Annotated in this window: 16 protein-coding genes and 3 tRNA genes; 3 read left to right on the forward strand and 16 right to left on the reverse strand. The window is 59.2% G+C overall.

Features of this window, described 5'->3' with window-relative positions:
• Positions 1-463 precede the first annotated feature (463 nt).
• The 4 genes from KTJ78_RS13225 to KTJ78_RS13240 form a co-directional block, all read right to left on the reverse strand.
• Positions 464-889, reverse strand: a complete 426-nt coding sequence (locus tag KTJ78_RS13225; RefSeq protein ID WP_217136621.1) for a Cpe/LpqF family protein — start codon at positions 887-889, stop codon at positions 464-466.
• 43 nt (positions 890-932) lie between these two features.
• Positions 933-2,084 carry an HTTM domain-containing protein gene (locus KTJ78_RS13230; RefSeq protein WP_217136623.1) on the reverse strand — a complete coding sequence of 384 codons (1,152 nt, stop codon included), beginning with the start codon at positions 2,082-2,084 and terminating at the stop codon, positions 933-935.
• Positions 2,077-2,892 carry a DUF5819 family protein gene (locus KTJ78_RS13235; protein ID WP_254259713.1) on the reverse strand — a complete coding sequence of 272 codons (816 nt, stop codon included), beginning with the start codon at positions 2,890-2,892 and terminating at the stop codon, positions 2,077-2,079. The genes KTJ78_RS13230 and KTJ78_RS13235 overlap by 8 nt, the downstream gene beginning before the upstream one ends.
• Before the next feature lie 122 nt (positions 2,893-3,014).
• Positions 3,015-5,891 carry a hypothetical protein gene (locus tag KTJ78_RS13240; protein ID WP_217136625.1) on the reverse strand — a complete coding sequence of 959 codons (2,877 nt, stop codon included), beginning with the start codon at positions 5,889-5,891 and terminating at the stop codon, positions 3,015-3,017.
• Positions 5,892-6,131: 240 nt separating this feature from the next.
• On the opposite strand from KTJ78_RS13240, the gene KTJ78_RS13245 reads away from it, so the two are divergent.
• A protein-coding gene (locus KTJ78_RS13245) for an IS3 family transposase (protein ID WP_217136627.1) occupies positions 6,132-7,303 on the forward strand; the annotation gives its coding sequence in 2 pieces (ribosomal slippage) (positions 6,132-6,408 and positions 6,408-7,303; 1,173 coding nt in all).
• A 692-nt stretch (positions 7,304-7,995) separates the two neighbouring features.
• On the opposite strand, the gene KTJ78_RS13250 is transcribed toward KTJ78_RS13245, so the two are convergent.
• From KTJ78_RS13250 to KTJ78_RS13260, 3 genes are all read right to left on the reverse strand, one after another.
• Complete coding sequence (locus KTJ78_RS13250; RefSeq protein ID WP_217136628.1) at positions 7,996-11,016, reverse strand: NACHT domain-containing protein; 3,021 nt, start codon at positions 11,014-11,016, stop codon at positions 7,996-7,998.
• Positions 11,017-11,345: 329 nt separating this feature from the next.
• A tRNA-Met gene (locus KTJ78_RS13255) sits at positions 11,346-11,419 on the reverse strand.
• A gap of 29 nt (positions 11,420-11,448) precedes the next feature.
• Positions 11,449-11,520: transfer RNA gene (locus KTJ78_RS13260), tRNA-Thr, on the reverse strand.
• Between the two features lie 172 nt (positions 11,521-11,692).
• Here KTJ78_RS13260 and KTJ78_RS13265 point away from each other — a divergent pair.
• A complete protein-coding gene (locus KTJ78_RS13265; protein WP_369808108.1) occupies positions 11,693-12,172 on the forward strand; it encodes a hypothetical protein in 480 nt (159 codons plus the stop codon).
• A gap of 21 nt (positions 12,173-12,193) precedes the next feature.
• On the opposite strand, the gene KTJ78_RS13270 is transcribed toward KTJ78_RS13265, so the two are convergent.
• Positions 12,194-12,646 (reverse strand): winged helix-turn-helix transcriptional regulator, encoded by a 453-nt coding sequence (locus KTJ78_RS13270; protein ID WP_217136630.1) that lies wholly within the window; start codon positions 12,644-12,646, stop codon positions 12,194-12,196.
• 112 nt (positions 12,647-12,758) lie between these two features.
• Here KTJ78_RS13270 and KTJ78_RS13275 point away from each other — a divergent pair, with 112 nt between their 5' ends.
• The gene (locus KTJ78_RS13275; protein ID WP_217136632.1) at positions 12,759-13,412 is read left to right on the forward strand and encodes an NAD(P)-dependent oxidoreductase; all 654 of its coding nucleotides are present in this window, start codon (positions 12,759-12,761) and stop codon (positions 13,410-13,412) included.
• Between the two features lie 142 nt (positions 13,413-13,554).
• Here the strand turns inward: KTJ78_RS13275 and KTJ78_RS13280 are convergent.
• From KTJ78_RS13280 to mtrA, 8 genes are all read right to left on the reverse strand, one after another.
• Positions 13,555-13,630 (reverse strand) — tRNA-Thr (locus KTJ78_RS13280).
• 50 nt (positions 13,631-13,680) lie between these two features.
• Entirely contained in the window at positions 13,681-14,661 is a 981-nt protein-coding gene (locus KTJ78_RS13285) for a DsbA family protein (RefSeq protein WP_217136634.1), read from the reverse strand.
• Positions 14,662-14,714: 53 nt separating this feature from the next.
• The gene (secA, locus tag KTJ78_RS13290; protein ID WP_217136636.1) at positions 14,715-17,453 is read right to left on the reverse strand and encodes a preprotein translocase subunit SecA; all 2,739 of its coding nucleotides are present in this window, start codon (positions 17,451-17,453) and stop codon (positions 14,715-14,717) included.
• Positions 17,454-17,624: 171 nt separating this feature from the next.
• On the reverse strand, positions 17,625-18,257 hold the full coding sequence (gene hpf / locus KTJ78_RS13295; RefSeq protein ID WP_217136639.1) for a ribosome hibernation-promoting factor, HPF/YfiA family: 633 nt from the start codon (positions 18,255-18,257) through the stop codon (positions 17,625-17,627).
• 68 nt (positions 18,258-18,325) lie between these two features.
• Positions 18,326-19,111: a ComF family protein gene (locus KTJ78_RS13300; protein WP_217136640.1), complete on the reverse strand. Its 786-nt coding sequence runs from the start codon at positions 19,109-19,111 to the stop codon at positions 18,326-18,328.
• Between the two features lie 49 nt (positions 19,112-19,160).
• Positions 19,161-20,873 carry an LpqB family beta-propeller domain-containing protein gene (locus KTJ78_RS13305; protein WP_217136642.1) on the reverse strand — a complete coding sequence of 571 codons (1,713 nt, stop codon included), beginning with the start codon at positions 20,871-20,873 and terminating at the stop codon, positions 19,161-19,163.
• Entirely contained in the window at positions 20,870-22,543 is a 1,674-nt protein-coding gene (mtrB, locus tag KTJ78_RS13310; RefSeq protein WP_217136644.1) for an MtrAB system histidine kinase MtrB, read from the reverse strand. Before mtrB ends, KTJ78_RS13305 begins: the two co-directional genes overlap by 4 nt.
• Positions 22,544-22,621: 78 nt before the next feature.
• Positions 22,622-23,305, reverse strand: a complete 684-nt coding sequence (gene mtrA / locus KTJ78_RS13315) for an MtrAB system response regulator MtrA (RefSeq protein WP_217136646.1) — start codon at positions 23,303-23,305, stop codon at positions 22,622-22,624.
• Positions 23,306-23,420: the final 115 nt, after the last annotated feature.

A 23,420-nucleotide genomic window follows, 5' to 3' on the forward strand; every position in this document is an offset into this window, starting at 1 on the left:
ATTAACCTTCCCAAACAGTGACAAGACCCTGACGGTATGCCGGGGTGAGTGACTCACAACAAGTTGACACCGAGCGCATGCGAGCACGAATGGGACCTACTGAAGACAGAGCGGTCATCTGCACATTCGCTACAGAAAAACACTCGGCAAACTCTACAGGGATATCTTTCTTACGCTGTGGTGAAAAAAACCGTTCAGCATGCAGCACCCCTTGTTCACCAAACAGCCTTTCCGTAACTGTGAGGTAACTACCGCGCACCATCACGCCCCCTTTTCAACCGTTGAACGTTCTACGAACGCATCTACCGTTGGCCCCCGCCATGGTCATCAATAGCTTACCGTCCAACATTGCAAAACAGGGAGGTAATAATGATGACCTCTTCGAAATCATCGACGACCTTCTACCCACAACGTGATAGCGCAATGCCCGCGTGGTTAATCACGCGGGCATTGCGCTATCACGTTAGGCATTTTTGTAGAAAATGCCACTGATCTCGCCGTTTTTCTCAAAACTCAACGTCAGCAGCCGCTTTGCATCATCAGCTCCCATAAGACCGAGAACCGCTTGTTCACCTGATTCGCTAAAGCTCACCAGCATGTAAGGAGCACCCGGCTTAAGACCCTCGTCGAGCACCTTCACCAGCTCCTCAGCACTCATCTCTTCAAGAAGCTTGTCAGAGAGTTTCTCTTGCCAGTTCGCTGGGTCAATGTCGTCACTGTTCAACTGGTCGACAACCCACTTCGAATTCGTACCCGCTTCTGAGTCAGGGAAGGCGATTTCAGTGACCGCCGCTGGCTCTTTCTCAACCTCGGGGGTGCTCGTGCAACCTGTGAGTACGAGCGCAAGTGCCAGCATGCTGACGCCCAGAGTTTTCTTTATTGAGACCATTCCTCATCCTTCGATATTGTTAAACACACTATTTCACAAGCTCTTACTGTGCAGCGCCCTGTGACATCACGGGAACGGGACCTGACACCACGCCAACGGTACTTGCGGTGCCGTTTCCTCCGTTTGCACGCACAAACGCTCTGCGTACCTTTGCTGCCCCCTTCTGCCACGTTCGGTCTCGAATAAAGATCGCGTCAAGCGCAACCATCGAGAGCGAGAACCAGGGAAGCCCCATGAGAACACCGATGCCTGCGTGAAAGAAGAGAATGATCATGATCGCCACGATTCGGGTGAAACGGTTAAGCATCATAAACGGGAACGAGGTCTGAATAATGACGGTACCAATCGTAGCGACTGCTACGGCGGGGCCCCAGGCCGTGGCCAGTTCACTGAGAACCGGCCAGGTTCCGAAGCGTTCAGTCATGATCGGGTCATATACCGCGGTTCCGTTCTGCCATGGCAAGCCGCCGGCCTTAAAGAGGCCTCCCGAAGCATACACAAAGCAGAGCTGGGCAATGATCACAACAATGCCAAGGTTGTGTAGCACGTTAGTTACGCCCTGCGGAACCACCCGTTGATAACGCCACCAGCGCACCAGCACTGATCCACCTGTTTCCGCATACTTCTCTCTTCTGCGGGCATCAAACGACCAACGATCGCCGGGCGCCGTAAAGAAAAGATAGATGAGGGACATTCGTGTGAGGTTGTCACTCTGATCTTGTACGTAGGTGTTGATGCTCAGAAAGCCCACCCACACGATAAACAGAGGGATCATAACAAGGCGCGTACGATACCCAACTGAAAAGAGCAAACCGCATACGAACATTGCAACGAGCACGAGAGTGATACCGATGCTGCTGTGTGATGCCTGGTTAACTAAACTGAATGGAAAAATCTTTGCGAAGTCACTCGAGGGATATTCAAGCTGACCCGTCCAAGCAGCGCCCGGGCCAAAGGTATACCGCACCGTAGCCAAGTTCGTCAGGGCGACGCCCATAACCATAATGCCCAGCAAAATGCGCATAACGGCAAGGCCATACTGCGCCTTTTTCCCTTCGACGAGCCAATCTTCAACAAGAATGAAAAGCTTGCCGATCGCGACAAAAGAGCCTTTGACCGCGTCACCGATAAGTGAGCCGACAGCCTTAAATACCTGAGACGTGCGCTGCCCCAACCCGACTGTCGTCTCACTCATGACTGTCTCCCTTATAGCTCTTCAAAAAGGTCTCTGCGAAATCTTTATTCGATTGGCCCGGCATTTCGAGTGTGCCTCGCCAGCCGGTATTTGCGATCTCTGGGTCTGGGCGCTTTGCATCGGGATTGTGTCGCTCCGCAAAAGGAATGATGTTCTGGCGTGACACAGCGAACTGAACCTGCGTTACGCGGTCTTCACCCCAAATGGCATAGGCAACCTGGGTTGCATAGGCCGAGGTATATCGTTCTTGCACGATGTAATCGATAACCACATTTTTGTCTTCGCCTTTTTCGTCGAGTGCGATCTGCATTCGGCCGAGCCAGTCATCGCCCTCGTAGTAGCCAAGCGCGGTGATTTCTTTCTGTTCCTTATTCAGCTTTTTCCACTGATTCAACATCTTGCTCGACTGCTGAGTGGCCAAGATCGCCGCGCGAGGTGGAAAAAGGTTGTACCGAGATTTTGAGAGTTCAACATCGGTCGCGCTCACCCACTCGGTTGCAACATAGCTCGGCTCGGCTCCCTCAGCTCCCTCTTCTTTGATGACGGCACGCACCTCGAGTCGGTAATCACCGTTGATTGGTTCCGGGGCAAAAACACTCCAGCTCTGACCAAACCAGGGAATCATATAGCTCGAGAGCGCTTTGCCGGGCACGAGCGTGCGAAGCTCTGAGGGCGGCGAGATCCACAAAAAAGATGCGAAAATGTGCCAGCCTGCAAACAGGGTAACAAGCACCAGCCCGACCCGAGCGATCGGAGAGCGAGCCTTTCTTCGTGGCGGTTCTCCCGTTTGCGTTTCAGGATCAGTCATCGTTGTTCTTTCTCTCAAAAAGTGAGGGCAACTACTCATTCATACGGTAAATACGTCTGGTGCTACTCCGTGTGAAGTAGCACCAGACGATCATCGAGACCTAAGACAGAGCTCACAAGGGGCTACCGTCGGTCAACGGCTTCATGCTCGTTGCGCCTGTGGCGGATCATGCCGAACGCGATCAAGCTGAGCCCTGCCGCGAGCAGCAGAACCGTAATAGCCATCATGAGCTCAGTATTCACCGACCCCGTCCACGGCAGCTCGCCACCGTTGTCGCCGCCATTGCTCGAAGCGTTTGCGGTGCCTGCCGTCTCGACCGACGCCGACGCATTCACATTCGCATCAGCCTGACCAGGCGTAGCAGCATCAGCGGTGCCCTCAGTCTCAGTCGAACCCTCAGTCGAGGTATCAGCGGTCCCCTCAGTCTCAGTCGAACCCTCAGTCGAGGTATCAGACGTCCCCTCAGTCTCAGTCGACGCTTCATTAGCACCGCTCGAACCCGAATCAGTCGACGCATCCGTCGAAGCCTCAGCAATCGCCGCAGCCTGAGCCGCCGCCTCAGCATCCGCATCAGCCGCAGCCGAAGCCGACGCATTCGTATCCGAATCCGACTCCGAATACGACGCAGCCTCAGCCGACGCCGCCGCAGCAGCCTCCGTCTCAGCCGACGCATCCGACGAAGCCGAAACCTCCGAAGCAACCTGAGCAGCAGCATTCGCATCACTATCCGCCGCAGCCGAAGCCGTCGACGTCGCATCAGCCTTCGCCGCCGCCTTCGCCGCAGGGTTCGCATGCGAATCAGCAGAAGCCGACGCCGACGCATTCACATTCGCATCAGCCTGCGAATCAGACGACGCATCAGTCGACGCATCCGCAATCGCAGCAGCCTGAGCCGCAACCGAAGCATTACCCTCCGCAGCAGCCGAAGCCTCAGCATTCGTATCAGCATCAGACTCCGAACGAGCAGCAGCCTGAGCAGCCGCAGCCGCAGCCGCCTCCGTCTCAGCCGACGCATCAGCCGAAGCCGTAGCAATCACACTACCCGCCGACTCAGCAGCCGCATTCGCATCCGAATCAGCCGCAGCCGAAGCCTGCGACGTTGACTCAGCAACCGCATTCACCATCGCAGCAGCCTGTGCAGCAGGGTTCGCATTCGAATCAGCCGAAGCCGACGCCGACGCATTCACATCAGCAGCAGACTGCGCCGAAGCATTCGTCGACGCATCCGCAATCGCCGCAGCCTCAGCCGCAACCGAAGCATTACCCTCCGCAGCAGCCGAAGCCGAAGCATTCGCATCAGAATCCGAATCAGCATGCGCCGCAGCCTCAGCCGAAGCAGCCGCAGCCGCCTGACCCTCAGCCGACGCATCAGCCGACGCCGAAGCAACCACACTACCCGCCGACTCAGCAGCCGCATTCGCATCCGAATCAGCAGCAGCCGAAGCCGTCGAAGAAGCATCCGTCATCGCCGCAGCCTTCGCCGCAGCATTCGCCATCGAATCAGCAGACGCCGACGCCGAAGCATTCACATTGCCTGATGCGTTTGCCGAAGCGTCAGATGATGAAGATGCGATAGCTGCCGCTTGCGAAGCAGAAGAGTGATCACCCTGCGCTTCGGCAGAACCAACCGCGTTGGTGTCAGTATCGCCTACTGAGTAGGCAGCGGCCTGAGCTGCGCCCTTGGCCGACGTATCTGCAGTCGAAGATGCGTCGGCCGAGGCTGTGTTGTAAGCAGCGCTTTCTGCGGCTGCCTGTGCGTTCACGTTTGCAGCTGCAGAAGCAGTCGTTGTCGCATCTGCCATCGCGGCAGCAATTGCAGCAGCGTTTGCATCTGAGTCAGCAGCGGCCGATGCTGATGCGTTAACGTCTGCGTCAGCACGAGCTGACGCATCAGTTGAAGAACTGGAAATCGCCGCAGCCTGAGCCGCAGCCGAGGCATTACCTTGTGCTGCCGATGAGCCTGAAGCGTTAGTATCTGAATCTGATTCACTGTGCGCAGCAGCCTGCGCTGCTGCCACCGAAGCTCCTTCTGCAGCAGCTGAAGCGTTTGCAGTAGCGTCGGAATACGCTGCACTCGAAGCTGCCCCAATGGCGTTACCCGTGGTTGAGGCGCCTGCCTGAGTGGTTGCGTCGTTCATCGCGGCTGCGACCGCGGCGGCGACCGCGTTCGAATCAGCCGACGCTGAAGCGGAAGCGTTCACGTTTCCAAGAGCATTAGTTGAAGCATCGGTCGAAGCATTGGCAACTGCCGCAGCCTGAGAAGCTGCCGAGGCGTTGCCATTAGCCTCCGTTGAGGCAGCAGCGTTGGCATCGGTCATGCTAAATGAGGTGCTCTCTGAGGCTGCTTGCGCGGAGGCAACAGCAGCCCCTTCAGCATCGGCTGATGCGTCAGTGGAGGCGTCAGCAACCGCTGCAGCTTTAGCTGCGGCCTGAGCGTTTGCGTTCGATGCTGCACTTGCCACCGACGTAGCATCGGCCATGGCAGCAGCCTGAGCAGCAGGGTTTGCGTTCGAATCGGCCGAGGCAGAGGCCGACGCGTTCACGCTCGGGTCAATAGGAGTCTCACAGAAGGGGTTCGGTTGTGTGGGCCCCCACCCTCGTGGATCAAAGTTAATAAAGGCATCGCCGGCTTGTGTCGCGAGGCTCAGATCGTCATTAGCGAGTGTCGTTTCTGGACCGATGGGCCAAACCATGAGCTGGTAGTAACCAGCCGAGTCGAAGGTTACGTAGCGCTCTCCGGTAAGAGCTGCAACAGTTGTGCCAGCGCCAAGCTTGTTCCAGCGGTCGCTTTCACCTTCACCAAATTGAGGAGTGCCGAGTCGAGTAACCGAACCATCCTTTTCGAGGCGCACAAACTGCCAGAAGAAGTTCGCAGGCTTATTGCGATCTTCATGGGTATTCCAGGTCTGGATAATGAATTTTCCGGCCTCTACTTGACCGCCTGCCCCTGGGTAAGTCTCAACGACGTTACCCCAGCCAGTCTGAGCGTTATCACCCACGTGTCCCGGAGCTTGCATCCAGCGTCCAGCCGAGTTGTAAGGAACGGTAACCGCGTTTCGTGCTTCATCGCCCCTGATAGCGACCCGTTCCATGGGATACGTAGGGACGAGCACGTCACCGTTGCTCAGAGTAAATTCTAATTGTTGTAGACCAGGGCCAGGAGTGCTAGGGTCTGCTGAAGGTTTGGTTGAGTCCATGACTGCTTCGATCTGAGGATCGTTGCTGGAAGGATGATGACTATGCCATCGAAGTACAGTGAGGAATTCAAGCGAGATGCTGTCGCGCTCGTGGAGTCCGGCCTCACGCAGAAAACCGTGTGTAAAGATCTCGGGATCTCGAAGTCAGCTCTCGCCGCGTGGATCCAAGATGCGAGGTTCACGTCGTATGGGATGACCCCGTCAAAGGACCCTGACGAGCAGCGGGAGATGCGCCAAGCGCTCAAACGAATTCGTGAGCTCGAGATGGAGAACGAGGTCCTCAGGCGTGCGGCAGCGTATCTGTCGCAGGTGCACATCACGCCCCCAAAATAGTGTTCCCTCTCGTCCATGAGATGGCTGCGACAGGCGCCCGGGATCGGGTGCCTGTCGCAGTGGCGTGCAGGGTGCTCGGCTTCAGTGAGCAGGCGTACTACCAATGGTTGAAACAGCCAGTGTCGGCTCGTGAAGCGGAAGAGCGGCACCTGATCGGGGTACTTCGTGGTTTGCATGAGGAAGATCCCGAGGGCGGGTACCGAGTCCTCGCTGATGACCTCCACGACCTTGGCTATGAGATCTCGGAGCGGCGGGTGTGGCGGCTGTGTAAGATCGCTGGCCTCCAGTCGGTGATTGCGAAGCGCAAGCGCCGATACCGACGCGCTGGGGCACCCGTGGGTGATGATCTCGTGCAGCGCGAGTTCACTGCTGAACGGCTTGATCAGAAATGGTTGGTCGACATCACAGAGCATTGGACGGGTGAAGGTCGCCTGTACATGTGTGCGTTCAAAGATGTGTGTTCGAACCGGATCGTGGGGTACGCCATCGATAAGCGCATGAAAGCATCACTTGCAGTGAGAGCGCTCGAGAATGCCCTGATTCAGCGCGGCTACCCGAAGGGTGTGATCGTGCATTCTGATCGAGGAGGTCAATTTCGAAGCCGGAGCTTCCAACACGCGCTCAAACGATCTGGCCTGCGGGGCTCGATGGGGCGAGTAGGTGCGTGTGGAGATAACGCTGCGATGGAATCGTTCTTCAGTCTGCTGCAGAAGAACGTGCTCGATCGAAAGTCGTGGGGCACACGTGAGGAGCTCAGAGTTGCGATTGTGCACTGGATCGAGGCGCGGTATCACCGCAAACGTCGGCAGCGGCGGCTGGGGAAACTGACACCGGTCGAGTTCGAGGCCATAATGATGGATGCCGTCGCTTTGGCGGCATAAACCCCGGACTCAACCAAACCTTCAGCAGACCCCGTGCCGTTGCCCACGCTGTTATTGAGCGAATGCAGATTCTTACTTTGCTTGGTTTCGTTCCAGCAGATTCTCCGCTTGAACCGAGTCCGCATCAGCCCCAGGGCCCCTTCACGTTCCACTGGGCATCTCTCCACTCAACATATTTTCCGGGGTCAGTTTTCCGGGCTCGATTCGTGTTCCCACAACTTCACGTCAAGGGCGAGGTTAAGAAGCACAAAGGCCTGACACGGTTAGACGATACTCTGGGCTGCGATAGCGGCTCAATCTTCGTTTGGAGCTCACACCGGCTGGCTCACAGATTCGCGCCCTATTAGATTCAGCATCTCATGAGGAAAGTCTCGGCGGATCGGTGGTGGTCAACCATTGTCCAAGTTCTCTCCACCCCTACTCTATTTGCTTTCTCTCCTTAGCCCCGTCACCCTTATTTTTAAAATAGGAATACCTCACAACGCTCCGTCTAATTCCGTACCAGACCAATAATTAACGAGGGCGCGGGTAGCCTGAATAACCTGACTGTCAGCCAGGCTAACGCCGAGCTTAGGGCGCACTGTGAAAGCCAACCACGCGACTTCACCCCGAGACAGCACGTTCAGGCCGGTTCCCGTACCGGTCGCGGTTCTTCTCGGCTATGGCGCAGCTCAGTCACCCAAATTAAGCATTCAGTTCCCCAAGAGACTTGCAGGTGCCAGTGCAGGTAGTTCATGAAACCTTTGCGAGCCACCACTCCAATTCAGCCGCTTCAGATCGTCACTTAATAGTCGTAAGGCCATTGTTGAGGCAGGTAACGAAGAGTAGATCTCGTCGAGGCTACCAAAGTGTGAGAAAGAAATCGCCGAGGAGATAGCCCCCCGCGCTTCTAAGACTTTTCTGTTGTTGGCAGCCCATGTGTCTTCATCCCAAAAAGTCGCAGCTTCTCCCATCTGCCATACAGAATCGTTAGAAGCCTCTGAGGTACGCGGCTCAATATACCAACGCTCTTGCCGTGCACCGCGAAAGCCACCGTTTGAATCCACATCAGAGAATGTTCCTATTACCGTGGCAGGAAGAAGAACGTAAGTTGACAGTAGTCCGGCTAGCCTCGGGAGCGCTGCGTCAACCACTTCTTGATAAATATCGAGTGCAGTCGCGGATACTACTTCCAGCCGTCGTTTAATGCTCTCGTTTGACCAAAAAGACCAGGCCCAGCGCCCCTTCTGATCGCTCGGTGGCCAAGGATTACTCACAACCGATATGTCTCGATCTTTCAGCCCCTGAACAAAACGCTCACCTTCCAGCAAAGACCATTTCTCGCCGTTCCGAAGCATTTGCGCGCCACCTTCGGGAATGCGTGCACGAGCACTGTCAATGATCCCCTCTAACTCGACACGAGTAACTTGGTCCGGTCTCGCACGATGGTTTTTGCCAAGCATTACAAGCGCATAGTTGAAAGCTAACTCTGCTTGTGCCGATTCCGCCTGCTGGATGCCTGCTCCCTCGGCAAGCCATCGATCTACGTTACTTCGCGCCGTCTTGAGGCTCCATTCCCAAGGCCACTTGCCTGTGGGCTCGTATTGTCCACTCCTAAATGACCGGAAGTACTGCCAGGAGGAACTACGGTCGCAATTCTCTCTCTCCAAGAATGGGGGGTCAGCCACATTTCGAAGCGCAATTGTCAGGTGTCCGTCCTCAAGCTGCACCCTTGAATCAATCGCCGGATCTGAAATCTGACCAGTTGGACCTGTTCCGACGATCACGCTTGACCAACTGGCATCGGCCTGAATAAGGCGGGCCTTCACCTCGTCAACATTCACACCGTCAGTATCGCGACGCCTAAGCACAGCAGGTGGGTCACTTGCGTGCTCAACGATCCAAGCTGATGTACCGGGGGAATGCTGCACCAGATATGTCATCAAAGTGTCTGCGCATGCAGGCGTCGCTTGAAGAAGTGCCTGCACATGTGCATATCGCCAACGCCAGGCGACGTCTGGCATAAGTACAGTACGCTCCACTCGCGATGGGTCTTGTGCGATTGCGAAGCCAGCGAACCACTCGGTAAGCACTGCCAGTTGCAATCGGAGCCCCGCGCCATCCTCTGTAACCAACCGCGAGCGAAGGAGTTCACCGATAATAGGCGGTGCTAGAAAAAGCTCTGACTCCGGCACCGGGCGCCCGCCACGTTCAACGCTTTTCGTAGCGAGGTCCACAAGAGCTTGAAACACGTCAGGCGCAAGGCCTCTAGTCATACGCCTGCCGATGTTGTCGACCATTTTCGCCTCTGAAATGCGATCTTCACCTCTGACGCCATTGAGCGCATGTTCAATGGCAAAAAGCGGCCGACAAAGCAGGTCCAGTCGTTCTTCACGGCCAAACACATGGGCCATACCATCTTGTCTAAGCCGTCGAATGAGGCTACTTGCTTCGTCTTGAGATAGTTGAGGAACCTGAAGCATATTAACGGTGGGGTCATTTGGCAAGATCCGCGATGTTGCTACGACACTAGATCTAGGCATCTTTGCGATGAGGGCACGGAACTCTGGGAGTAGTCTTTCCGCTTCGTACCCCGCTTCATCAAGCGCGTCTACAAAGAGACAGATACTTAACCGGCGAGGATCACCGAGGTCCTCAGCTTCCCGAATAGCTACCTGTACCAACTCGCCAAGGCGGAACTGCTCTGCCTTAACAAATACCGGAATCGGGGCGGAAGGGTCTTCTACTGCACATCGCAATGCAACATCATAATGACATCGCAGTTCCGTTGATTTCCCGATACCGACCGGTCCTACCGCCAAGGTAATGGGGTGTTTTGGTGTCAGATTGGGGCCACTAGCCAGGATCTCACCTGCCAGTTCTTCAAGAAGGTCAGTTTCGACGCCTAGAGCAGCAAGGGAGTTTTCGATCTCTTCCTCGTTCGCACGAATGAGTCTGGTTATGCGTTCGTGTCGCGTTGATTCATGGTCAGCGGGGGGCGCTGACCTGCCGAGTGAAGCACGAAGCAAGTGCGCGTCTATTGTCCCCGCTTCATGAGCAAGCTCTGCCATTCGCACGTAGAGAGCGTCGAATAGAGCCGAACCGCATGCCTCCGAGGAAGGATTCCACAGCGCACTGAGCTCCTTGAATAGAAGTTGCCTTCCCGGCGTATTGGCATTCTCTAGGTCTGCCATTCGAACATGAAGCGCCCTAAGCGCGAAGAAAACTTCCTCTTCGGGAGCGCCACTTGACGCCGTGAGAACGTGCTCCCAGCGACGTGCCATAGCACCTTTACGACGAGCAATAGCATCAGAAAATGCAGGTAAATCAACCATTCTCCGCGCAAGATCACACAAGTCCGCCATCTCTCGGTGGGCCGGTGAGGAGTAACCGACAACAACTGCGAGAGCACGCTCGCGGCTATCAAACCCCTCACTATTTACAAGCGCAATCGCTTTTGCAAGCAAGGCTTGAAACTTGACGTCACGGCCTGTAAACGGTTGTCGACTCCGGCATTGGATATCAACTATCCGAGGCAAACCATGCTTGGGCTCGAGGACAAGACCTATGTCATCGAAGCCCGGCGTCCTTGTCTGCCTGCTGATGCGTTCCACGGGCGCTCCAAAATCACAGGCCACACCACTGAGCATTGCAGCCGCATACTGCACAGTGACGAGCGTTTCAAAAGCCCACCCACCCCCGCCGGCGGCATAGGGATTATTGGCGTCATCCATGGCTAACACAGTATCGAAGATTCAGAGCAACGCCCAGAGGGCTCATATCGATGTCCTAATATTAACTCTGCCTAGGGCCGCTAAGTCCGGCGCCTATGAGAAGTGTACTAAGCAAGCGTGTACAAGAAATGTACAAACACTGGATTCCACCAGCCATTTAAGGCACGCACAGCACAACCGTAAGAGTTGCGGCGATCAGCTCAGATTCGAGCTAGCAAGACCACTAGAGTACCATCAGCAAGCGCGCATCAGCGCTGCTGGAACTTCCATCAACATCTTCCATCTACAGCAAAACCCCCGCATTCCGCAGGGGTTTTGTGCGACTCCGGTAGCTGAGGCGGGACTCGATCCCGCGACCTCACGATTATGAGTCGTGCGCTCTAACCAGCTGAGCTACTCAGCCATGCTTCCGGCAGAAACCGGCAGAGTCAGAGCCCCGAGCCAGGATTGAACTGGCGACCCCTTCCTTACCATGGAAGTGCTCTACCACTGAGCTATCGGGGCAGTGCCGCAAAGAATGCAACCGTTAGAGAATAGCATTTCTTTTGGGCAATGTGAAATCGAATCGCATTTGCCGCAATCCCGGGCGTGGATCATGCCCAGAGCGCCCGGCACACATCTTGTTCTCGCAAGCATCTGACACACTAAGAGCAGAAACTTGGCAAGAGGAGTTGGTGTGAGCGGCCTGTCACGCGTATTGGTACCGGTGTCGATCGTTCTCTCGATTTGGATGTGCGCCGGGCACTGGTTTTTTGGCCTCGGCGGCTGGCTCACCTGGTGGTATCTGCCCACGATCGGTGTAGCCTACGTCGGTTGCCACATCTGGGTCATGCGCCGCATGCGCCTGACCCGCGAGAAGGGCTACCGAACGAGCCGCGGCACTGTCGTCTCGCTGGCGCTCAGCTGGCTCTGCGCCATCCTCTTCGGCTTCATGGTGCCGAACATGCACAACGGTGAACTCGTCACCCTCTTTGACGCCGCCGCGGGCAGCGAGTACCAGGGGCTCGCGATCGGCCTGTGCAATTCGCTCGGCATCGTCGCGCTCTCACTCATCGGTTCGGCGGTCGGCTTCTCCATTGCCGACAGTCGCGACCCCCGCCCCGAGTTCGAAGAGCCTGAGGGCCCGATCGAGATGGTGTTCCCCTACCAGAACTAGCCCGCGTGCCCCGCGGCGCCGTTAGGCCGCTGTGGCGTGCTTTTCGCGCGAGTCGAGCACGTGCTGCATGTGGGTTCTCGCCCACTGCTCAATCGCGTCGAGAGGTTGCTGCAGCGTCGACCCCACCTCGGTGAGCTCGTACTCGACACGCGGCGGAACCTCCGGGTACACCGTACGCGTGACGAGGCCGTCTTGCTCGAGCGAGCGCAGCGTCTGCGTGAGCATCTTCTGCGAGATACCCTCGATGCGGCGCTGCAGCTCAGAGAAGCGCAGCCGCTCTGAACCGAGGGCGCCGACCACGAGCACCATCCAGCGATCGCCGATGCGATTGAGCAGCTGCCGCGACGGGCAGTCACTACTGTAGGGGTCGGCTGGGCGAGCGTCGGCCACCAGTGCGTCGGCGGGGCGAGCGTCGACCGCGTTTGCTTTGGCACGCGCCTGCGCGGCCACGGGCTGCTGATCGGCACCCTTCATAGGAACCTCCAGGTAACTATCTTTCTCAAAAGTAGGTACTTACCAAAAGATACTAAGTCGCTTACAGTGAGTATTGCAAGTTATCTACGTTTATCGATAGGAGATTCCGACCATGGCTCACATCACCATCATCGGCGGAACCGGCTACGCCGGCTCACACATCGCCCAGACCGCAGCCGATCGCGGCCACGACGTCACCGTCATCGCCCGCTCAACCCCAGAGGCCCCCATCGCCGGTGTCACCTACCGCGAGGCCGACGTCACCGACGCATCGGCAATCGAGCGCATCGTGTCGAGCAAGGCCGACGTGGTCGTCTCGTCACTCTCACCCCGCGGGGCACTCGCCGGTGAGGGCAAGCTCGCAGCCATCAACGCCACGATCGCCGACGCTGCTCACGCGGCAAAGGTGCGCCTCGGCGTCATCGGCGGCGCCGGCTCACTGCAGCAGTTCGAGGGCGGGCCCCTCGTCTCTGACTCCCCAGACTTCCCCGCCGAGATCAAACCAGAGGCCGAAGAGATGGGCCGCGTGCTCACCGACCTTCGCGGCCGGGGCGATGACCTCGCGTGGTTCTACGTCTCACCAGCCGGCGGCTTCGGGCCCTGGCAGCCAGGCGAGGCAACCGGCACCTACCGTCTCGGCGGCGACGTGCTGCTCGCCGACGAGGCCGGCAACTCGCTCATTTCAGGCGCCGACTTCGCGCTCGCGGTCGTGAAAGAGATCGAGACCCCTGCGCACACCGGCGCGCGCTTCACCGTCGCCTACTAGCGCGAGCCTTGCGTATGATCAAAAAGTGTCGAAAATTAGGCCGAGAATCGACACGTTTTGACCACACGGTGAGGCGAACGCGGGTGTAGACGCCCGCACACGACGAAGGCCCCCTCCCGGTTTCAGGAGGGGGCCTTCGTTATGGAGCCGCCTATCGGACTCGAACCGATCACCTGCAGTTTACAAGGCTGCTGCTCTACCAGATGAGCTAAGGCGGCGTTTGGGCCGCAATCAGTCTATACCGATTGCGACCCCTTCGGCTATTCGCCTAGTCTTTCTTGTCCTCTTCGGGCGCGTCAGCGCCCTCGTCGCCATCGGCCTCGGCGGTGTCGCCCGAGAGCTCGGCAAACTTCTTGAGCATGAACTGCTCGAGCTCGGTGGGTGAGCTCGGTGCCTGCTGGCCGTTCACGATGATCGCGGGGGTGCCGCTGATGTGCTGGTCGGCGTCAGCATCAAGCATGCCACCGCGGCCGTCAGCGAGCACCGTGTCGGGTTCGAGGCCCAGCAGCGGGCCGGTGAAGGCCAGGCGGTTCGTCTTTGAGATGAAGTCGGCGAACGGAACGTTCTGCACGCACTGGCGCAGCTCGCGGTTGTCTGAGGCACCTGATTCGACGGCTACCTCAAGCAGGCGGTCGTTCGTGAGGCCGGTGGTTCCCTCGGCGGGCTGAACCTCGGCCGAGAGCAGCGTGCGGTAGTAATCCCAAGCAGCGTCAGGCTGCTGCTCTGCCACGCAGGCGAAAGCGTTTGCCGCGCGGGTTGAGTAGCGGGTACCCTTCGACTGGCTGTCGAGGAAGTTCACGGGGTATACCTGCAGCGTCGCCTGACCTGAGCCAACCCACTGCTCGAGCATGGCCGAAGCCTCCTGCTCGAATGCGCCACAGGCGGGGCACATGAAGTCGACGTAGATCGTGATGTCAAGGGGAACCGTCTCACGGTTGACCTCTTGCGCGACAAGCTTCTCCCCGTCGCCGATGGCGGGGGTCTCGCGTACCTCGAAGTTCTCACCCTCGAAGACGACACCACCCGATGCCATGTTCTTTGGGCCGGGGCCCGCGGGCTTCACCATTTGCGTGACGACGAGAGCGATGATCGCGATGACGGCGAGCACGCCGACCACGATGCCGCCCTGTACAAACAGGCGGTTCCGCTTCTCTTTCTTCACCTGAGCCTCGCGGGCGGCCTTCGCCTGTGCCCGCGCAGCCTCACGGCGCTCGTTCTTGGTCAAACGCTGGTTCGACTCTTGTGTCATGTTTTTCTCCAGATATGTCGGAGGGTCTTACGACCCATCACTCGACTCGAAAGTTACTTATTCTTCCTACGCTGAGCACGGTTCATCGGCTGGTCGTCAGCCTCGCCGTCGGCCGGCACCTGCTGCCCAAAGGCTCCGCGGGTCGTGGGCTGCTGCTTGCGTTTGCCGCCCGATCCGCTCACGACTGCCCCGCCGTCTTCTGACGGTGCGGTGTAGCTGAGCTTCGAGGTATCGGTTTGAACCTGCTGGTCAATGCCCCCGCCCTCGAGATGTACGTGGTCCTGCGGCCCTTCGGCCTGGCGCACCTGCACCTCGAGGTTAAAGAGCAGGCCGAGTGATTCTTCTTTGATCTGGCCCATCATGCTCTGGAAAAGGTTGTAGCCCTCGCGCTGGTATTCAACGAGCGGATCGCGCTGCGCCATCGCGCGCAGGCCGATGCCTTCTTTGAGGTACTCCATCTCGTAGAGGTGGTCGCGCCAGCGGCGGTCGATCGTCGTGAGCACAACGCGACGCTCGAGCTCGCGCATCGCGTCGGTGCCGAGCTGCTCTTCACGCTGCTCGTATGCGAGTTCAAAGTCGGAGCGAATCTCTTGCTCCAGGAACTCACGGCCCATGCCACGCTTGCCGTCGTACTCTGCGAGTACCTCGTCGATCGTGATGCCCGGCTTGTATACCTGCGAGAGGTCGGCCCAGAGCGCGTCGAAGTCCCACTCGCCGGCGGCCGGCTCGTGCGTATCGATGATCGCGGTCAGTGCGTCGAACCTGAACTGGTCAACGCGCTGCTCGATGTCTTCGCCGTCAAGAATCTGCTGGCGGTCGGCGTAGATCGCCTTGCGCTGGCGGTCGAGCACATCGTCATACTTGAGCACGTTCTTGCGAATCTCGGCGTTGCGTGCCTCGACCTGACTCTGCGCGCTCTGAATGGCACTCGTGACCATCTTCGATTCAATCGCGAGGTCGTCGGGCACGTTGCTGCGGTTCATGAGCGAGGCCGCAGCCCCCGAGTTGAACAGGCGCATGAGGTCGTCGGCGAGCGACAGGTAGAAGCGGCTCTCGCCGGGGTCACCCTGACGGCCTGAACGACCACGAAGCTGGTTATCAATACGGCGTGACTCGTGACGCTCGGTGCCGAGTACGTAGAGGCCACCGGCCTCCTGCACCTTCGACGCTTCAGCGGCCACGGCCTCTTTAACCTTGGCAAACGTTTCGTCCCACGCTGCCTCGTACTCTTCGGGGTTCTCTTCAGGTGAGAGCCCGCGTGAGGCAAGGTCGGTCACGGTGAGGTGCTCAGCGTTACCGCCGAGCATGATGTCGGTACCGCGGCCGGCCATGTTCGTGGCGACGGTCACGGCGCCGAGGCGACCGGCCTGGGCAATGATCGCGGCCTCACGCGCGTGGTTCTTGGCGTTCAGGACCTCGTGGCGCACACCAGCTTTGGCGAGCAGACGAGAGAGGTATTCGCTCTTCTCAACGCTCGTGGTGCCGATCAGCACAGGCTGACCCTTCTTGTGGCGCTCAACGACGTCGGCGGTTACCGCGTGAAACTTCGCCTCTTCGTTCTTGTAGACGAGGTCTGGCTGGTCGATGCGACGCATCGGGCGGTTGGTCGGAATCGGGACGACGCCAAGCTTGTACGTCGACATGAACTCTGACGCCTCGGTCTCTGCCGTACCGGTCATGCCCGATATCTTCTCGTACAGACGGAAGTAGTTCTGCAGCGTCACGGTCGCGAGCATCTGGTTCTCGGCCTTGACCTTGACGCCCTCTTTGGCCTCGATCGCCTGGTGCATGCCCTCGTTGTAGCGGCGGCCGGCGAGAATACGGCCGGTGTGCTCGTCAACGATGAGCACCTCACCGTCAAGCACGACGTAGTCTTTGTCGCGGGTAAAAAGCGCCTTCGCCTTGATGGCGTTGTTCAAGAACGAGATGAGCGGGGTGTTGACCGACTCGTACAGGTTCGTGATGCCGAGGTGGTCTTCAACCTTCTCGATGCCTGGCTCGAGCACGCCGACGGTGCGCTTCTTCTCGTCAACCTCGTAGTCAACGCCAGCCTTCAGCTTGCGAGCGAGCTTCGCGAACTCAGAGAACCAACGGTTGGCCTCGCCCGCTGCGGGGCCCGAGATAATGAGGGGCGTACGCGCCTCGTCAATAAGAATCGAGTCGACCTCGTCAATGATGACGAAGTAGTGGTCGCGCTGTACGCGCTCGGCTGCGCTGCTCGCCATGTTGTCGCGCAGGTAGTCGAAGCCAAACTCGTTGTTCGTGCCGTACGTGATGTCGGCTTCGTACTGCTTGCGGCGCTCTGCTGGGCTCTGGCCCGAGATGATGCAGCCGGTCGTCATGCCGAGGGCGCGGAAGACGCGGCCCATGAGCTCTGACTGGTAGGTGGCGAGGTAGTCGTTCACCGTAATGATGTGCACGCCGCGGCCAGCGAGCGCGTTCAAGAATGCGGGCATTGTCGCGACGAGGGTCTTACCCTCACCGGTCTTCATCTCAGAGATGTTGCCCATGTGCAGGTTCGCGCCACCCATGACCTGAACCGGGAACGGGTGCAGGCCGATGGTGCGGCGCGCTGCCTCGCGCACCGCTGCGAATGCCTCTGGCATGAGGTCGTCAAGTGTTTCACCCTGCGCAAGACGCTCGCGCAGTGCCGCAGTCTCGCCCCGAAGCTCCTCATCAGTGAGGTCTACAAACGACTCTTCGAGCCCTGCAACAACTTTTGCGAGACGTTCAAGCTTCTTCAGCGTGCGTCCTTCGCCTACGCGAAGAAGCTTTTCTAGAACAGTGGCCACGTATATTTCTCCTCAGCCGTTCATGAATCTGGTGGTTCCCAGATCATATTGTGTAATGGCTAACAGTTCTCCAGCTTAGTCCGTTGCCCCCTGGCTCTGCTGAGGAAATCCCACGAAAAGAGCGGTGCCGCGCCAGGTGACAGAACACCCTGCGCGGCACCGCCATGACGCTTAGGCTGCGTCGTCGAGTGAGATCACCCCGTAGTTCCAGCCCTTGCGGCGGTAGACAACGCTCGAACGACCGTTGCTGTCATCGACGAACAAGAAGAAGTCGTGCCCCACGAGCTCCATCTGGTCGACGGCCTCTTCGACCGTGAGCCTTGCAGCAGGGAACTCCTTCGAGCGTATGACGACCGGCGTATACACGTCGTCGCCTTCGCCCGCCTGAGCGACCGGCTGGCCATTCGCCACCGCGTTCACGGTGTCGAGCGAGGCGGGAGTGATGCCGACGCCGCTGAAGTCATTCGACGCCGCGTCACCGAGTGAGGTGCGGCCCTTGCCGCGGCGATCTTGCCTGCGGTCTTTGGCCCGGCGCACACGCTCGAGAATGCGACCGTAGGCAATGTCAAAGGCGGTGTACTTGTCACTGCCTGACGATTCGGCCCGGATCACTGGGCCTGAACCTACGATGGTAATTTCGACACGGTCACCGTGCTTTGGGCTCTTATCGCTGAGCCGCGAAACCTTAACGTTAAACGTCTGGGCCTTCGGCAGGAGCGCCTCGAGCTTCTCGGTTTTTGACTCAACGTAGCTTTCGAATCGGTCTGTAATATCAACATTTCGTCCGTGGATATGCACGTCCATGGTGACCTCCTGTGATCCAAAAGGTGGGGTAGCCCCGAGTTTCGGAGCTCCGTTGCCCCTCACCTTAATCACACGTTACCCCTCTCTTCTTCGTATTGCGAGTTCAGCTGAGCAATTCGCCCGAAATGCGCAGAAATTCGGTCGTGTCTCGTCAGCGTGACCGCGAGCACGGCTGCGCCAAGCACCCGAGCACCGCTTGCCTCGAGCGCAGCCGTCGCCGCGTTCAGCGTCGCTCCCGTCGTCACGATGTCGTCAACGAGCACCACGTAGCGGCCATCGACCTGCGCGCCAGAGGCAACCCTGAGCCTCGCGGCATTGCGCCGCCGCTCAGCGATCCCGAGCCCGACCTGCCCCGTACGGCCGCGGGTCGCCGCGAGCACACGGCCCCGCCGCAGCTCAGCCCGACCGACTCTGCGCCCGTCAGCGAAACACACGAGCCGCAGGATCTCTTCGAGCGGCCGGTACCCTCGCCTGCGCACCGCTCCCCCACGAGAAGGCATCGGGACGACGAGCACCCCGCCTGGCGGCCCGCCGCTCATGACTTCAGCGAGCGGCCCCTCGAGCGCCCCAGCGAGCGCCGCCGCAAACGAGCGCTGGCCATGGTGCTTGTAGCGCACGATGAGGTGACGCATGACGTCGGCGTATGGGGCGGCAGCGATCCACCGCCCTCGAATGGAGCCAGCCCGAGCCTCGCCGCTGTCGTGGGGCACCTCGATGAGCCGGTGCGAGCGGGCAAAGCCTGCCGCACACTCAACACACCAATCGCGGTCAGGCCTGCCGCACCCGAGACACGACGCCGGCCACAAAAGCGAGAGCAAGTCGCGTGCAATCGATTGAAGCAAGGTTTCGGTCATGCACGAAGCATCGCACGCGCCAAAACCCGCGTCAGGAGTTATGCACAGGTTAGCCGCGCTTCGTAACCACCGAAATATCTTGCGCCTGGCGCTGCCAACTCGACGTGCCCTGGGGGCTCAACACCTCTCCAGAAGCGGTGAGCAGATAGGTCAGCTGCAACCGCCCGCCGCCCCGAATAGTTTTCGCTTTCGAGACCCCCGCACGAGTTTCTGCGAGCAAGCCGGGGCCTGTGAGCGCGAAACGGGTCGCATCGCCTTCGCCAGCGCTGAGCACCCCAACTCGTTGCGTGTCGACCCAGTCGATATCGAGCGGGGCACCGTAGACCCAGTTCTCCTGCGGCGACCCGAGGCCAACGAAGCGCTGCGGAACCCCGTTGTCGTCGCGAACGACGCCGGTCACGAGCACCTTGCTGGCACCGTCGTCGTCAACGAGAATCGCGATACGGTTACCGTCGGGTGAAAGTCGCATCGCGACGACCTTCTCGTCAACTAACTCGGGCGTCGGGAGCGTCATGTTGTCACTCACCGGATGCCAGAGGTTGATTTGCTCTGGTTTTGCGGGGTCGAAGGTCCACACGTACCCGCTCGGGTCGGTCGTAGGCTCGAGGAGTCCGGGCCGGTCGTCAAAGAGGAACGACGTTTGCGGGGTCGCCCAGTGCAACCCGTCTTCGGCGAGCACCACTGCGGCCCTGCCGTCACGGCTCATGACGATGCGCTCGGGGTTCATGGGCATAAGCACCTTCGAGTAGCTCGGGTCGGCCGTGATGCCCGTCGAGCCGAGCACGCCGTAGCCCTTGCTATGCATGACCCCGACGCTCGTGCCTCCCTCTGGCTTGGGCGGCATGAGCGTTTGCGCGAGCGCAACCTGGCCGCTCATGATCTCTACCCCGCCGACGGTCACGACGTACTTTGAGACGCCCGCGAGCGCATAGAGCGATGACGAAAGCTGCATGTCGACAAGCTTGCGCCCCTCTTCGGTGATGGCCTCGAACTCAGATGAGAAGTCAATGCGCGCCGTGCCGCCCTCGATGATGACCGAATCGCTCGAAAGCTTTGTTCCGGTCGGAAACGACGAGACGGCAACACCGGTGAGCTCGTCGGTCGGGCCCGCCAGCAGCTGGTTGATGATGTGCGACCCCATCGTGGCCCGCTTCAAAAACCACCGAGTGTCTGAGACAAGGGTTGATTTGGCGCCGGTGAAGTACAGCTGGTGCACCGACCAGACTTCGAGAAAGGTGGCACGGTCGAGCAGCACGCCGTTGGGCGCAGAGGCGATGCGCCACTCACCGTCCTGCTCCTGAAGCCCGAACTGAAATGGTGAGCTCTCGTCAGAGTCGAGCTGCGTGAGCACCCCACGCTCGTCAACCGAGGCGATGCCGTTCACAACGACACTCACGATCTCGTCTTCGCCTTCCATGGGAATGTCGTCGATGATCGGGTACTTGCGGGTTCCCTCGTCAATGGTGACCGACTGGTTTGGATCCCACTGGTCACGATAGTCATCGGTCAAAAACTGTCGCGCGATGTCATAGTTATTGGCGGCCGAAGAAGCGGCCTGTAGAAACCCACGCACGATCTCTTCCTGCGTCGCGTCAGGCATCGGCGAATCGGGCCGGTACTGCACTTCTTGCTCGGCCTGCGCGAGATCGGTAAGCCCCTGGTGCACCCCGCCCGCAACGGGAATGCCGTGGCACGAGGTGAGGGTGAGCGCCGCGAGGGTCACGCCGGTGGCTGCCAGCATGCGCATGCGTCGTGTGGTCATCGCTTGTCTCCCTTCTTCAGCCTGCGTAGCGGGCGTTTGAGCCACCCGCCGGTCGTGTCAAAGGTCTCGCTCGCCTCTGGCATGTCTTCGGGAATGAGCGGCAGAGGCGAGAAGAAGCCTGCCCCGCCCTCGTCGCGCGGCAGCGTGAGCCTGAAGTTCGTGCCCTGGCCCGGCTTCGACCAGACCTCGAGCACGCCACCGTGCACCGTCGCGTCTTCTCGTGCGATCGCGAGGCCGAGGCCCGTACCACCAAGGGTGCGCTTGCGTGAGGGGTCAGCCCGCCAGAATCGTTCGAACACTCGCTCGGTCGCTTCTTCGTTCATGCCGATGCCCCAGTCCCGCACCGAGATAGCGGTGGCCGAGCCGTTTGAGTCGATGCGCACCTCGATAGGTTTGTCTTCGCCGTGCTCGATCGCGTTGCCGATGAGATTCGAGACGATACGTCTGATTCGACGCGGATCAACCTCGATGGGCGCGTAACCGCCGAGCGCATGGAGTTCGATGGGTTGCTTTGAGAGCGGAGCGAGCCCCTCGATGACCTCTTCGGTGAGGCGCACGAGGTTCGTTGGTTCGGTCGAGATCGCGACCTGCCCAGCGTCGTAGCGCGAGATCTCGAGCAGGTCGGCGAGCAGCGCTTCAAAGCGATCAACCTGCTCACTCATGACCTCGATGGCACGAGCCTGACCACCCGTGAGCCCATCAGAATTCGATGCGAGCACTTGCGAGGCGAGCTTCATCGTCGTGAGCGGGGTGCGCAGCTCGTGCGAAACATCAGAGACGAAGCGCTGCTGCATCGTCGAGAGGTCGTCGAGCTCGGTGATGCGCGTTTGCAGTGTGTCGGCCATGAGGTTGAAGTTGCCTGCGAGCTGGTCGAAGTATTCGTCATTTTGCAGCGGCATGCGCGCATTCGAATCGCCCTTCGCGAGCTTGCGACTCGTGTCGGCCGCCGAACGGATCGGCTGAAATACCAGGCGCGTGATACCGTACACGAGCGCTCCGATGAGCAGCATCAGGAAGAAACCGGTGAACACGAGCGTGCGCGAGATAAAGCCGTAAATCGAGTCGGTCTCGCTGAGGTCGTAGCCCAGTATGAGATCGTAGCGACCCGCCTCGCCCGGTAGTTGCAGGGTCGAGCCGACCGCGAGCCCCGGCACGGTAGTACCGTCGGGCTTCACGATCTCGATCGATTGCCAATACTGCGGAGCGTCGCCCTCGAGCAGCGAGTTGCGTAGTTCGTCAGAAATGAACTCAGAGAATTCTGGGCCAATCGTCGAGTCGAGTGGAGCATCGACCGAGCGCGGCTGGTCAGCCTGCCTGCGAAACACGAGATAGTCTGAGGCCGACATATTCGAGACCGAGCGGCGCATCGCGTTGACCACACTGCCCAAGGCACGCGGATCGCTCGAGCCGGCACTGTCAATCGTCTGCTGCGCCAGCACCGTGGCCCGCGCCGAGTCGTGCAAGATTTCGTCTCGCTGTTGCGTGAAAAGGTCGTCACTGACGCTGGCAAGAATGAAGGTACCCGAGATGAAGATCATGAGGCCCGTCATGACGCCAGTGATCGTCATGGTGCGCACCTTCATCGAGTGACGCCACATGTCGCGCACCCTGTCGCGAGACGCGACGATCGGCTCGCCTATGCGGCGCCCGATCGACCTCAGTTTGTTCACGCGGCTTTCGCTTTCTCACGCGGTTTTGAGCTGTTAATACGTCTCGCTGTCGTGGTTCAAAAAGGTGTTGCGTGCGGCTTACTCGAGCGGAACACCCGCGCGATACCCCACACCGCGCACCGTGAGCACGACCTGGGGGTTATCGGGGTCTTGCTCGACCTTCGCACGTAAGCGTTGCACATGCACGTTCACGAGCCTCGTGTCGGCCTTGTACTGGTAGCCCCAGACCTTCTCGAGCAGCATCTCGCGGCTGTGCACTTGCTGCGGTTTACGGGCGAGAATCACGAGCAGGTCAAACTCGAGGGGCGTGAGCGGAATCAGTTCGCCGCCACGCGTCACCTCGTGCGCAGCAACGTCGATCGTCAGGTCAGCGACTCGCAGCACCTCGGGTTCGTTCTCGCTCTGGTCGCGCAGCCGGGCCCTGATGCGGGCGAGCAGCTCGGCAGGGTTAAAGGGCTTCACCACGTAATCATCGGCGCCGGCCTCAAGCCCGCGCACGATGTCGTCGGTATCGGTACGCGCCGTAAGCATGATGATGGGCAAACCTGAGGTTTCACGAATGCGCCCGCACACCTGAATACCGTTCATGAATGGCAGCATGACGTCGAGCAGCACAAGATCTGGCTTCGAGCTCTCGAACAGTTCGAGGGCCTCATTTCCGTCGACGGCATGCTCAACCTGGTAGCCCTCACCTTCGAGCACCATGGTGAGCATTTCGGCGAGTGCGCTGTCGTCATCGACGACAAGGATCCTTGAACTCATACCCCCATTATCGCGTGTTTCTCGCGAAAAATGCTGGAGGCGCTCGGTGTCAACTTGTTGTGAGTCACTCACCCCGGCATACCGTCAGGGTCTTGTCACTGTTTGGGAAGGTTAA

The sequence above is a fragment of the Leucobacter chinensis genome (genome assembly GCF_019049105.1).
Classification (GTDB): domain Bacteria; phylum Actinomycetota; class Actinomycetes; order Actinomycetales; family Microbacteriaceae; genus Leucobacter_A; species Leucobacter_A chinensis.